Source organism: Rhizobium sp. ERR 1071, assembly GCF_007828675.1.
In the GTDB taxonomy this organism is placed as follows: Bacteria; Pseudomonadota; Alphaproteobacteria; order Rhizobiales; family Rhizobiaceae; genus Rhizobium; species Rhizobium dioscoreae.
Map to the genome: position 1 here is coordinate 36,895 of NZ_VITM01000011.1, position 12,736 is coordinate 49,630.

Below are 12,736 nucleotides of genomic sequence, written 5' to 3' on the forward strand. Positions count from 1 at the left end.
TGTCAATCGTATTCGACTGTTGGGGTCAAGACGGTGTGCTGACAAAGGAACGAGCAGCCAAGGCCGACCAGGTTGCCAAGCGCCGCCCGCGCGGCCGCCCGAAAACCGTGAACGACGATGCGCGCCGCGCGGAGATCGTCGCGGAGGCGCGCGCAACCTTCTATGAGCTGGGTTACGGCGGCACAACCATGGATCTGGTTGCTGCCCGGTGCCGGATTTCGAAGCAGACCCTCTACAGGTTGTTTCCGAGCAAGACCGATCTCTTCGCGGCCATCATCGCCGAGCATCGCGCATCGATGCTGGCCCTGCCGCGGCCTGCAGACGAGAATTTGCCGTTCGACAAGGCGCTCGAACTGATATTCATGATCGACATCGATGAAGATCAGGAGCGCGAACGGGACGCCTTCATTCAACTTGCCATCAGTGAGTCGCAGCAATCTCCGGAAATCGCCAGGCTGCTACATACTTATGGCGCCAGACAATCACAGCAGTTGCTGGCGGATTGGCTTATCGAGCAGCAGCGGCGCGGCTTGATCGAAATTGCCGATGCGGCAAGCGGAGCGCGCATGCTGATGAGCATGATCTTCGACGCGATGATCTCCAGGCCGGGCCGTCCGAAAGATTGGCCGGACCGCGAAACGCGGTTGCGCCATTTGCGCCATTGCATCGGGATTTTTACCGCTGGCGTCCAGCCGCGCAAAGGTGGCTGCTGAAGCGCCGCGATCTTTTGAATTCGCTTCTTGCGCGTGGGGTTTTGATTTTATGGAGGTCATTGTCGCAAAGCCACTGCAGGCTTCCGCGCGACATGCTTTCAGTCGGCTGTCCCCGACGATCTTGGTTCACGAAGAAAAATGCCGACATGGCCTGCTGAGCCATACCGGCATCATTCCGTATCCGACAAAGGCCGGGATTACTTTAATTCAGTGTGCCACCACGTTTGCCGTGTCCGTTCCCTCTTCGAACAAGGGATTGGGCAAGCCATTTTCATACATTTCCTGCAGCACGGCCCCAAGCGCCAAGTCCAGGCACCAGACCGGGAATTCCGCATTCAGGTTTTTGGCGCTCTGCCGTGCATAAGTGATGAGCCGAGCGATTGAGGCCAGTTCCTTGAGCGAGTCCGGATCCTGGTATGCTGCGTCGATCGGAAGTGCTGCTGTCATTTCGTACCCTCTATTGCCCCCGTTCCCGGCAGACGAATCGTGTCTGGCCGGAAACATGAGCAAACCGTAACGGATGTTTTGCAGCTTGGCGCGTGACATGCAGCGTGACACGATGCGTGATTGCTGCAAAATTTTGCTTTTGCAATTTCAAGGCGTGAAATACGGCATGCAAGGAGCAGGAGGGCGCTTCGCGTCGACCATTTGCGCGCAAAATCCGCCTATGCTTCTACCATCAGCGTGATTTTGGTGCCGCCTGGATGTCAATCTTGGCGGCCCGCTTCGCGCCGATGCCAGGCTAGACGGACTGGAATTTTCGGGGAGAGTTCAGGACCCAAAGAGAGTCGCGATCCTTCGGATTCGCTCCTTGCGCTTTAGGGCCTTGATCTCGCGCATGTCGTCCTCGCAAAAGCGCTGTGCACTTTTGCGCAAATGCTTTAGTTGCGCAGGCCGACCGATGCGTTCGTTGCGCGCGGAAGGTGGTCCGGCAGCGCATCGGAAGTACTTGCCAGCGATTTGATCAATGTCAGCACGGACTGGCGAATGCTTGGATCGTTGATTTTCATGAACGCCTTGTTGAGGCTCAGGCCCTCTTTGGACGTCAGGAAATCCGACAGATCCTCCAGCCCGTTGATTGCGCCGAGGCCGTCGGTGTTCAGCGGCTGGGAATTGTCCTGCTGGAAGAAGAAGGCAACCGGCACGGCGAGCACGCCGGCAATGGCCTGCAGTCGGCTGGCGCCGATGCGATTGGTGCCCTTTTCGTATTTCTGCACCTGCTGAAACGTCACGCCGATCTGTTCGGCAAGCCGCTCCTGGCTCATGCCAAGCATAAGACGGCGCGTGCGGACGCGAGAGCCTACATAGGCATCGATCGGGTTCGGTACTTTTGCACTCACTGCGCAATCTCCTTATTCAAATAGGGCTGGCGGATTACACCATACTTTGGCCCTTAACGACAAAGGGCGCGTGCTCTATCTGCCCGCGAAATGTGCGTTAAATGTGGGTGGAGCTCAACTAAAAGTCTTTTTATATTAAGTTTTGTGACTCCGTACACGCATAAACCGCAGAAAAGCTGATTCGCGTCAATGCGGATTGAAGACCGAGGACGGCTTGCAATTATAGACAGGACAGGCCGGGTTATCTTTCGTCGGCACGTAGCTGCGGCTGGCATAGTCGGAGATGTCGCATTGCCCGCGGCCAGCCACATAGCGGTCGTAGAGAACGGGGCCGCCACGGGACGATGGATAACGTAATATCACCGCGCGTTCGGCGGCAATCAGTTGCTGCACCGATGCGCAAGTCTTGCCGAGCGACTCATAGCGGGAAATTGCCGATGCCGGCCCGGCTATCGCCATCACCGTCAGAATAAGGGCTGCGGCAATGATCCTCATCGATGGTTCCTCCCAGCGAAAGCGCTGAATCTAAAATAGTCGCGATACGGGAAATGCCAAGATGCAATGACGCTTCCCGTTGTGCGGCTGTATGCTTTCACACTGTTCGGGTGCCGGCAGTCGCAGCCGTCCTGAAGTAAATTGCCAAATGGGGCGACGAGTTGCTTTCAGCTCAATGAAAGGTTGGGCGTGCATGTCTTTTCCGCTTCAGGAGGAAGCGCGTGCCGTGCCGTTGTCAATCGGCGCCGGTACACAAATGGAGAGGAGGACTTCATGCGTGCATCCAGCATTCTCAGATATTCCGCGATTTCCCTTGCGATAGCTGCGGCCGGATTTGCTGCCACTGTGGCCAATGCCGCTGACAAGATTTCCATCATGGTGGGCGGCTATGAGAAGCAGATCTATCTGCCGGCCAAGCTTGCCGAAGGGCTTGGCTATTTCAAGGAACAGGGGCTGACCGTCGAACTTCTCAATGAGCCTGCAGGCGTCGATGCGGAAAACGAAATGCTGGCGGGCGCCGTTCAGGGCGTCGTCGGCTTCTACGACCATTGCATCGATCTTCAGGGCAAGGGCAAATTCGTCGAATCCGTCGTACAGTTCAGCCAGGCGCCGGGCGAAGTCGAGCTGGTCTCGGCCAAGCATCCGGAAATCAAATCTGCCGCCGATTTCAAGGGCAAGAGCCTGGGCGTCACCGGCCTCGGTTCGTCGACCAATTTCCTGACCCAGTATCTGGCCATCAAGGCCGGCTTGAAGCTGGGGGAATTCACCTCCGTTCCGGTCGGTGCCGGCCAGACCTTCATCGCTGCCATGCAGCAGGATGCTATTCAGGCCGGCATGACGACGGAGCCGACGGTCTCGCGTCTCCTGAAGACCGGCGAGGCCAAGGTTTTGATCGATATGCGTACGATGGACGGAACAAGAGCCGCTCTGGGTGGGACCTATCCTGCCGCGTCCCTCTATATGCAGGAGTCGTGGGTCAAGGATCACAAGGCGGAGGTGCAGAAGCTTGCGAACGCTTTCGTCAAGACGCTGCATTTCATCAACACCCATTCGGCCGCGGAGATCGCCGACAAGATGCCTAGAGATTTCTATGTCGGCGACAAGGAAGGTTATGTGAAGGCGCTCGAAAATGGTAAGGCCATGTTCACCGCCGATGGCGTGATGCCCGAAGATGGCCCGAAAACCGTTCTTGCCGTACTTTCCGAATTCTCGAAGAATGTGCAAGGCAAGTCGATCGATCTGTCGAAAACCTATACGACCGAGTTCGTCAAGAACGCTAAATAGCGCCGATAGCGTTTCCGGCGCCGGCGGTATAGTCCAGCCGTCGGCGTCCGCGTTCATAAAATCGCAATGTTCCCTCGCAGGGTTGCGCACTGAAAGCTGACTGAAAGGTTGCCCGCGCTAGTCTCGCCGAGCTTCGTGGAGGAAGCGCCTTTCCAGAGCGTCGTGTGGCGCAAGAATAAAACAGGAGGAGACATTGATGCGTCCATCGCGCACCTTTTTTCATACCGTAGCCCTTTCCCTCGTCATGACTGCTGCTTCGCTTGCAGCCACGGCCGCCAATGCTGCCGACAAAATTTCCATCATGGTGGGCGGCTACGAAAAGCAGATCTATCTGCCGGCCAAGCTCGCCGAATCCCTCGGCTACTTCAAGGATGAAGGCCTCGAGGTCGAGCTTCTCAACGAATCCGCCGGCGTCGACGCCGAAAACCAGCTGCTGGCAGGTGCCGTTCAGGGCGTCGTCGGCTTCTACGATCACTGTGTCGACCTGCAGGCCAAGGGCAAGTTCATCAAGTCCGTCGTGCAGTTCAGCCAGGCACCGGGCGAAGTCGAGCTGGTTTCGGCCAAATATCCGGATATTAAGTCCTTCGCCGACCTGAAGGGCAAGCGTGCTGGCGTCACCGGCCTCGGCTCGTCCACCAACTTCCTGACGCTCTATATGGCGTCGAAGGCGGGCCTCTCCCCGGCTGACATCACGCCGGTTCCGGTCGGTGCCGGCCAGACCTTCATCGCCGCCATGCAGCAGGATGCCATCCAGGTGGGCATGACCACCGAGCCCACGATCTCGCGCCTGCTGAAGACCGGCGAAGCCAAGATCCTCGTTGATCTGCGCACGCTGAAGGGTACCGAGGAAGCGCTCGGCGGTACCTATCCGGCTGCTTCGCTCTATATGGATGCCGCATGGGTCGACGCCCATAAGGAAGAAGTGCAGAAGCTTGCGAACGCCTTCGTCAAGACGCTGCGCTTCATCCATACGCATTCCGCCGCTGAAATTGCCGAGAAGATGCCGAAGGACTTCTACGTCGGCGACAAGGAAGGCTACATCAAGGCTCTCGACGCCGGCAAGGAAATGTTCACGGCCGACGGCGTGATGCCGGAAGATGGTCCGAAGACGGTTCTCGCCGTGCTCTCGCAGTTCTCCAAGAACGTCAAGGGCAAGACGATCGACCTGTCGAAGACCTACACGACGGAATTCGTGAAGAACGTCAAGTAAGCAGTCATGACGCCGCTTCCGGCAGTTTCCGGAAGCGGCGGTCCAAGAGACTTCGCAGTTCACTGGGCTTTGCGTGCACGCCCTAAAGGCACGCGTCAGGATCAGCACCATGCAACAGGATGAACGCCGTACCCCGGCGATCGAACTCATCAATGTCAGCCGCCGTTTCGTATCGCCGACCGGCAAGTCGCTGACCGCACTGCGCGATTTCAATATGACCGTCGAGCGCGGCGAATTCGTCGCGGTTGTCGGGCCGACGGGCTGCGGCAAGTCGACGACGCTCAATCTCGTCACTGGCCTTGCCAAGCCGAGCGCGGGCGAAGTCCGCCTGATGGGCGGCCCGGTCGACGGCATCGACCGGCGCGTCGGTTTCGCCTTCCAGACGGATGCGCTCTTTCCCTGGCAGAATGTCATCGAAAACGTCATGGCCGGCCCGCTGTTCCGCGGCAAGTCGAAGGCCGAGGCTGAGAAGATGGCCAAGGATTGGCTCGCCCGCGTCGGCCTTTCAAAGTTCCTGCACCACTATCCGCATCAGCTGTCGGGCGGCATGCGCAAGCGCGTCTCGCTGGCGCAGACCTTCATCAACGAGCCGGAAATCCTGCTGATGGACGAGCCTTTCTCGGCCCTCGACGTGCAGACGCGCACGGTCATGCATGAGGAGCTGCTGAAGCTCTGGGCGGAGCGCCAGGCTTCGGTCGTCTTCGTGACGCACGATCTCGAAGAAGCCGTTGCGCTGGCCGACAAGGTCTATGTGCTGACGGCCGGTCCGGCGACGGTGAAATCGGTCTACACGATCGACCTGCCGCGCCCGCGTGTCGTCTCGGAAATCCGTTACGAGCAGAACTTCATCGACTATTGCAAGACGATCTGGGACGACCTGCGCGAAGAAGTCGAAACCAGCTATCGCCGTGCCGCGGAAGCGGCATAAGGGAGGATTGATCATGGCAAACACAGCTCTCGAAGCAGGCAATGCCCCGATCTTCCGCGCCGGCACCTCGGACGCGGAAATCGAAGCCGCAGCACTGAAGGCGCTCGCTCGTCGCAAGTATGTCGTCAAGGCATGGCAGATCGGCATTTTGCTTGCCATCCTCGGCCTCTGGCAGCTCGCCTCCGATCTGCACTGGATCGATCCGTTTTTCTATTCTAGCCCCTATGGCATCGCGCTGCGCCTCTGGGAGTGGGTCGTCGACGGCACCGAGAGCGGCTCGCTCTGGTATCACCTCGGAGTCACCATGGAAGAAGCGCTGATCGGCTTTATCATCGGCTCTGTGACCGGCGTTCTCGTCGGCGTCGCCCTTGGCCGCAACAAGCTCGCTTCCGATATCCTCTCGATCTACATCAAGGCGATCAACTCGATCCCGCGCGTCGTTCTCGCGCCGATCTTCGTGATGATCATGGGTCTCGGCCTGGCGTCGAAGGTGGCGCTCGCCTTCATCATGGTGTTCTTCGTCGTGTTTGCCAATGCCTTCCAGGGCGTTCGCGAAGCCGACCGCAACATGATCGCCAATGCCCGCATTCTCGGTGCTTCCAACTGGCAGGTCACCCGCAAGGTGATTTTGCCGTCGGCGATGAGCTGGATTTTTGCAAGCCTGCACATCTCCTTCTCCTTTGCCATCATCGGCGCAATCGTCGGTGAGTTCGTCGGATCGCTGGCCGGCATCGGCTACCTGATCTCGATTGCCAAGGGCACCTATGACGCAGCCGGCCTCTATGCCGCGATCATCCTGGTGATGATCGTCACGCTCGGCGCCGAATATGTGATGACGCTCATCGAAAACCGCATCACCCGCTGGCGTCCGCAGCAGAGCCTCGACACGCATTAAGCGTTGCTTTTCTGGCACCTCCCAAGGCCAGGGGCCGGGCGTTTCGCCCGGCCTTTTTTGTTGTGCCGATGTAGGAACTCTCTCTCCCCGCTCGCGGCAGGGCTATCGCATATGGAGGCGGGCGAGCACCATAAGCTCCTTCTCCCCTTGGGGAGAAAGTGGCCCGAAGGGTCGGATGAGGGGGTTATCGATTTGAATTCATGGATTTTGGTGGTCTTGGCAGGCACCCCCTCATCCGCCTGTCGGCACCTTCTCCCCGCTGGGGAGAAGGGGACGGCGGCGATCTCCGCTCATATGCAATACCCCTGCCGCTTGCGGGGAGAGGGGACTATCCCGCCATCAGCGCCGCCGCACTTTCAAACAGCCGGCAGCCGCACGCTGACCAGCAGCCCGCCGCCGGATGCGTCGCCAAGCGTGACCGAGCCGCCGGCGCCATCGACGACTTCGCGGACGATGGCGAGGCCGAGGCCGCTGCCCTCCGGCTCGGTGCCCATGATGCGATAGAAGCGTTCGAAAACCTGGGTGCGTTCGGCTTCCGGGATGCCCGGTCCGTTGTCCTCGACCCATAACAGGGCCGTATCGCCTTCCCGGCCGACGCCGACCGTCACGCGGCCGCCCGGCTGCGTGTAGCGGAGCGCATTGTCGACGAGATTGACCAGCATTTCGCGCAGCATGGTGCCGTCGCCTTCGATATGGACCGCCGTTTCATCCGCCTCGAGCCCAAGGTCGATATTGCGCCGCAGGGCTTCCTCGGCGAGCGTTTCCAGCACGCGCCGGGCCGTTTCCGCCAGATCGATCGTATCGCTTCGTGGCCGGCGGCTGCCGGGCTCAGCGCGTGAAAGCGTCAGGAGCTGGCTGGCAAGCCGCGTCACCTGCCGGGTGCTGGACCGCAATGCCGTCAGAGCCTCGTCGCGCCTGACATTGTCGGTTTCACGGGCAGCAAAGCTTGCCTGCGTCGAGATCAGGGCGAGCGGTGTCCGCAGCTGGTGAGCGGCATTCGAGACGAAGCGACGCTGCGCCGCCATCTGGTTCTGCACCCGCTCCATATGATCGTTGAGGGCGTGGACGAGCGGCCGAAGCTCATTCTGCACCATGTGTGGATCCAGCGGATCGAGGCGCTGGCGGCCGCGCTCGCGCACGGCGTCGCGCAGGCGCAGTACAGGGGCAAGGCCGCGCTGCAGGCCGATGATGGTCACCAGCCCGGCAAGCAGGACAAGCGCGAGCTGTTTGGTGAAATCCGACAGCCACAGCCTGCGGCGCATGGCATACTGGCTGTTATGGGTAACGGCAACGGTGACGGAAATCGTGCTGTCCTGATCAAGGCCAACAACCGGGTGGCTCAGCATGAGTACGCGGACGCCATCGGTCCGAAATGTCATGTCCTCGCCGCTAAAATCCCGTTTCGGTCGTGGCAGATCGGGAAAACCGGCGATGAGGTTCCCCCACGCCGTGACCACCTGATAGAAGACGCGGTCGCCATAGCCGGTGTCGAACATTTCCAGCGCTGCTGGAGGGATATCGATCTGCACGGTGCCGCTGCCGTCGACATGCGTCGCTTCCGCGATGACGCGGGCCGAGGCGAGGAGCGTGCGATCGGTGACAAGATCGGCCGTCGCATCGGCCGAACGGAAACTTAGATAAAGGTTGATGCAGATCGCGCCGATCAGGGTCAACACGACCCAGGCAAACAGCTGCGCGCGAAGACTACTGGCTACCCCGCTCAAGGCGCGGCTTACAAGGCCTTTGGATGGAGACGTCTCGTCATTGTGCATGGCGGAGGAGGTAGCCCAAGCCGCGCAGTGTCGCGATCTGCACGGAGCTGCCTTCGAGCTTCTTTCGGACGCGATGCACATAGATCTCGATGGCGCTGGTGTCGGCGAGGTCGTCGAAGCCGAAGACGCTTTCCGAAAGCGTCGCCTTGGTGACGGTCGTGCCGGCTTTCATGACGAGATGTTCGAGCACGGCATGTTCGCGCGGCGTCAGCGCCAGCGATTCGCCGGCCAGATAGAATTGCCGCGTACCGCCATCGAACACCAAGTCGCCGACGGCGATCTCCGGCGCGGCGCGATCGTGGCCGCGGCGGACGGCCGCGCGTATGCGGGCTTCCAGCTCGGCAATCTCGAAAGGCTTGGCGAGGTAGTCGTCGGCGCCGCTGTCGAGGCCGGCGACCCGGCCGTCGAGACTGGCATTGGCCGTCAGGATGATGACAGGCACCTTATTGCCGCTCTGGCGCAGCCGCTTGAGCAGCGTCAGCCCGTCCATTTTCGGTAGCGACAGATCGAGGATGACGATGGCGTAGGCCGCCACTTTCAGCATGTGCTCGGCATCCTCGCCATCATAAGCGATGTCGACGACATACTGCGCCTGACGCAGCGCCTTGCCGAGCCAGGACGCCAGTTCGCGGTTGTCTTCGACGATCAGGAGCCTCATGAAGCGACTATACAGCAAGTGTCGGATATGGCGAACAATTCCCGCGGTTTTCCAGACAGTGGATCACCGGCTGGCGAGCCTTAGGCCCATCTCACGGACCTCCCTCAGATAGACCTTGCGCGCATAGGGCGGGGTCAGATTGTGGTCGGCTTCGGGAATGATGGTGAGGCGTATGTCCGGAAAATGCTTCAGGCCCGCGCCGTTTTCGCCGAACTCGTCATGCAGGTGATCGAGGCCGATATCATGGGCGCTGTAGATCAGGGACATGTCGACGCCGCGTTTGGTAAGCGTTCGGAAACCACCCAGCACAGGTCCTTGAGCCGCAGCAAAGATGGGGAACGTACCGAGCAGGTGGCGAGCCGTTCGTATCACCCGCCGTCCGAGCCCGGTCGCCATGTTGCATATGGCGCTCCTTGCATCGATCTGGCCGCCGAAGAGCCGCTTCAGCGTTTCCATCTGCAGGAGCTTGCGCCCGTAGGTTTCGAGCGATCGGGGAGCGAAGCGCAGCGCTTCATCGACCGATCGGCTCTCATCCCAATGGAAGCTGTAGGGATTGACCGTGATGAGGCCGCGGCAGCGCACATCGCGTAACGCTGCCTGAAAGGCGAGATAGCCGCCGCTGCAGCGTCCTACCACATAGGCTGGCAGCAAGCCCCGCTTCTCCAGAAAGTCCAATGCCTCAATAACATCGAGATGCTGGTCGCGGGAATAGAGCACCTGCTCGGGTGCCCCGGAAAGCGGTGGGCTGTCGCCGACATTGGCCGTATCGAAACGCAGCGAGGCAATGCCGTCCCGGGCAAGCGCACGCGCCATGGTGACCGACATCCGGCCCCAGCCCGCATGTCGGTCATAGGCTGTCGTCAGGAGCAGTGCGGTCGCGCCCGTTCGGGCACCCTGCGGCTCGCAGAGAATGCCGAACAGTCGATTGTCCGCGCCGAAACGCAGCGACGTCTCGCGAAAGCCTTCGCCGATGAGAGATTCCGGGACCGGCGGCGTAAGATCGGGCGATGCGATTTCAGTGGTGTTGCCGGCGATCGACCGCACCCATTCGGCTATTTTCCGGCGGGCCGCCGTCGGCATGGTGGCGATGGTCGGGTTCGAGACGAGATCGTCGTAACCATCATAGGAGGCCTGCGTGACCCGGGGGGCGAGCGTTTCGAGATGACGCGCGAAATCGTCGTCTCCCGGGCGGCCCGGGCGTGTCAGTATCAAGCAATTCGGCGTGGCCAGTCGATCAAGCGTCATGAGGTTCAGCTTCCTGACCGCATCAGCGGCGCTATCGGGCATGCGCAGGCTGGCGACGGTGACGCCCTCGGTCTGACGCTGCGCTTCGGAAAGCCCCATGCTTTCATCGATCATCTTCGACCAGACGGTCAGTTCGCGAAGATAGGCGCGGCCTGAAACGACCGGTGCAAGAAAGGCGACGCCGTCAATGCCGTCAAGCCGTTCGGCGAGCGTGGCGGCAATGGTTCCGCCAAGCCCCTGGCTGACGAGAATCAACCGCTCGCAGCCGGAAAGCGCCTTCAGCTTTGCCGCCGCCGCGAGAGCGGTTTCATGCCACGGCTCCAGACCTTCGCCTTCATCGGCCAGGTCAAGCGCATCACCCGTGCCGATATAATCGAAGCGGAGGCTGGCTATGCCGATATCGGCGAGATCTTCCGCCAGAATCCGCCAGAACTTGCGCACGCACATTTCCTCGAAGCCCCAGGGGCTGAGAAACAGGGCGGCGGTGTTGCGCGAAGGTGCCATGGCCGATGTGAACAGGCCGACCGTTCCGGCGAAGGTTACCGGAGCCGCTGCCGATCTTGACTGCCTTCCTTTGTCTTTTTCCTCGGCGGCTCCCCAACCAGCCATGCTAGTCTCCTCACATTCGGCGCGGCGCTAAGAGAGCCAGAGCCTGAGTGGCAATCGGATTGATACGTGCAGGCAACCGCGTCGCGATCTTCTGCATGACCTCGATATCTTCGGCTGGAACGGCTTTCAGCATTCTGAGCGCAATGCCATAAGCCAGAGCGCCGGCGATGATGGCGCCCACGAGACCTGCGACACCGGTCAGCGCCTGAACGAAACCATAGGCTGCAACCGCGCATAGAATGGCAGCAACCGTAACTTTTGCAAGGTTGATGAGCATGCCGCCCGTCGATCCTTCGAATTCCATGCGGCGTACCGTCATCAGGCACAGGGCGACAAAGGCGAGCAGACGAACCAGCGCCGCACCCTCCCCTCCGAAAAAGGGTACGGCGATGACGCAGCCGATGACCATGATGACGCTGGCGATGACGCCGAGGACGGTGCGTTCGCGCACGCGATCCAGCGAATAAAGATATTGCGTGCAAATCTGCATGAAGACATAGGGCACCGCGGTCAGGGACAGCAGCGCCACCATGCCGCCGCTCGGCGCAAAGGCCGGGCCGAAGATCGTCACGACAAGCTCCGGCGAAATGGCGGCAAGTCCGAAGCTCATCGGCAGGGTGATATAGGCTATGCTGCGCGCCACGCCGGCAAAGACCTCGACCGGCAGCTTGTCCGATGCCCGCGCATGCATCTGTTCGGAATAATAGGGCAGAAGGCTGCCGCTTAATTGTACGGGCAGCTGCAGTGCGAGATTGGCGAGCGACAGGCCGACGGCATAAAAGCCGACCGCTTCGATGCCCCAGTAGCGCTGCAGGAAGACGAGTTCGATACGATTGAGAAAAATCGAGCTGTTGATGAGTTCGATCGAGAGGATGAGCGACGAGCCGATGAGAGCGGAAAGGCCGACGCCGCAGCTGTTCTTGCGCGCGATCGCAATCCGGAGCGTCGCGATGAACATCGGCAGCTGCCCAATCGCATAACCGGCGAGCGCGCCGCTGACGCCGAAGAAGATCGCTCCTGCAAGGACGGTAACGAGCTGCAGTGCCGAACTTATTATGGTGATGCGCAGGAACGCGCCGACTTGCTGCTCGCCGATCAGATAGTTCTTGCTGTAGGCGCCGAGAGACTGAAGAGCGAAGAATACGCCCGTGATGACAATGACTTCAGATGCATCGCCCGCCCAATGCAGCCGCTCCGTATCCCAATAATAGGCGGCGTAGCCTGCAAGCAGGATCACGGTTGCGAGAATCGTCGGCTGCAGAAGATACGCGGCAAAACCAAGCCGTTCTTCGGTAGAATAGCCGTTCCCCTTCAGCTGGGGCAGAATGCGCAGCAGGGTAACGCCGGCGCCGAGCTCGGCGATCAGTGCTCCCGTCGTCGTCAGCCACAGAGAAAAGGCGATGATGCCATTGGCCTCAGGCCCCAGCAGGCGCGCCGCTATGATCGAACATGCAAAGCCGGTCGCAAGCAGGGTCAATCCCGCCGCCGCGTTCAAAACCGAATTTGCCATTATGCTCTTCGTCATGAAGATAGACCGTTCCTCAAATTGCCGGAACCTACCGCACATGTCCGGCTTTTCGTGGGGAT

At 60.3% G+C, this 12,736-nt stretch carries 12 protein-coding genes; 5 read left to right on the top strand and 7 right to left on the bottom strand.

The genetic code is table 11. The features are described 5' to 3' along the window. The first annotated feature begins 35 nt into the window (after positions 1-35). Positions 36-713 (top strand): TetR/AcrR family transcriptional regulator, encoded by a 678-nt coding sequence (locus tag FBZ99_RS27015; protein WP_233788632.1) that lies wholly within the window; start codon positions 36-38, stop codon positions 711-713. A gap of 207 nt (positions 714-920) precedes the next feature. On the opposite strand, the gene FBZ99_RS27020 is transcribed toward FBZ99_RS27015, so the two are convergent. The 3 genes from FBZ99_RS27020 to FBZ99_RS27030 all read right to left on the bottom strand — a co-directional run bounded on the left by FBZ99_RS27020 (position 921) and on the right by FBZ99_RS27030 (position 2,548). Further along, complete coding sequence (locus tag FBZ99_RS27020) at positions 921-1,160, bottom strand: hypothetical protein (protein WP_092719326.1); 240 nt, start codon at positions 1,158-1,160, stop codon at positions 921-923. Between the two features lie 434 nt (positions 1,161-1,594). After that, positions 1,595-2,053, bottom strand: a complete 459-nt coding sequence (locus tag FBZ99_RS27025) for a helix-turn-helix domain-containing protein (protein ID WP_113331585.1) — start codon at positions 2,051-2,053, stop codon at positions 1,595-1,597. Positions 2,054-2,239: 186 nt separating this feature from the next. Beyond that, positions 2,240-2,548: a hypothetical protein gene (locus FBZ99_RS27030; protein WP_113331586.1), complete on the bottom strand. Its 309-nt coding sequence runs from the start codon at positions 2,546-2,548 to the stop codon at positions 2,240-2,242. A gap of 273 nt (positions 2,549-2,821) precedes the next feature. On the opposite strand from FBZ99_RS27030, the gene FBZ99_RS27035 reads away from it, so the two are divergent. The 4 genes from FBZ99_RS27035 to FBZ99_RS27050 all read left to right on the top strand — a co-directional run bounded on the left by FBZ99_RS27035 (position 2,822) and on the right by FBZ99_RS27050 (position 6,865). Next, positions 2,822-3,832: an ABC transporter substrate-binding protein gene (locus FBZ99_RS27035; RefSeq protein ID WP_145635871.1), complete on the top strand. Its 1,011-nt coding sequence runs from the start codon at positions 2,822-2,824 to the stop codon at positions 3,830-3,832. 196 nt (positions 3,833-4,028) lie between these two features. Next, entirely contained in the window at positions 4,029-5,042 is a 1,014-nt protein-coding gene (locus FBZ99_RS27040) for an ABC transporter substrate-binding protein (protein WP_069611619.1), read from the top strand. A 109-nt stretch (positions 5,043-5,151) separates the two neighbouring features. Beyond that, positions 5,152-5,970, top strand: coding sequence for an ABC transporter ATP-binding protein (locus FBZ99_RS27045; RefSeq protein ID WP_113249660.1), 819 nt, complete (start codon positions 5,152-5,154; stop codon positions 5,968-5,970). A 13-nt stretch (positions 5,971-5,983) separates the two neighbouring features. Further along, entirely contained in the window at positions 5,984-6,865 is an 882-nt protein-coding gene (locus tag FBZ99_RS27050) for an ABC transporter permease (RefSeq protein WP_145635874.1), read from the top strand. A gap of 356 nt (positions 6,866-7,221) precedes the next feature. On the opposite strand, the gene FBZ99_RS27055 is transcribed toward FBZ99_RS27050, so the two are convergent. From FBZ99_RS27055 to FBZ99_RS27070, 4 genes are all read right to left on the bottom strand, one after another. Then, the gene (locus FBZ99_RS27055; protein WP_145635877.1) at positions 7,222-8,637 is read right to left on the bottom strand and encodes a sensor histidine kinase; all 1,416 of its coding nucleotides are present in this window, start codon (positions 8,635-8,637) and stop codon (positions 7,222-7,224) included. Beyond that, positions 8,627-9,295 carry a response regulator gene (locus FBZ99_RS27060; RefSeq protein ID WP_095433066.1) on the bottom strand — a complete coding sequence of 223 codons (669 nt, stop codon included), beginning with the start codon at positions 9,293-9,295 and terminating at the stop codon, positions 8,627-8,629. The genes FBZ99_RS27055 and FBZ99_RS27060 overlap by 11 nt, the downstream gene beginning before the upstream one ends. Positions 9,296-9,358: 63 nt before the next feature. Further along, positions 9,359-11,149 (bottom strand): alpha/beta fold hydrolase, encoded by a 1,791-nt coding sequence (locus FBZ99_RS27065; RefSeq protein WP_145635879.1) that lies wholly within the window; start codon positions 11,147-11,149, stop codon positions 9,359-9,361. Positions 11,150-11,159: 10 nt separating this feature from the next. Beyond that, positions 11,160-12,659 carry a lipopolysaccharide biosynthesis protein gene (locus FBZ99_RS27070; RefSeq protein ID WP_246661210.1) on the bottom strand — a complete coding sequence of 500 codons (1,500 nt, stop codon included), beginning with the start codon at positions 12,657-12,659 and terminating at the stop codon, positions 11,160-11,162. Between the last annotated feature and the right edge of the window lie 77 nt (positions 12,660-12,736).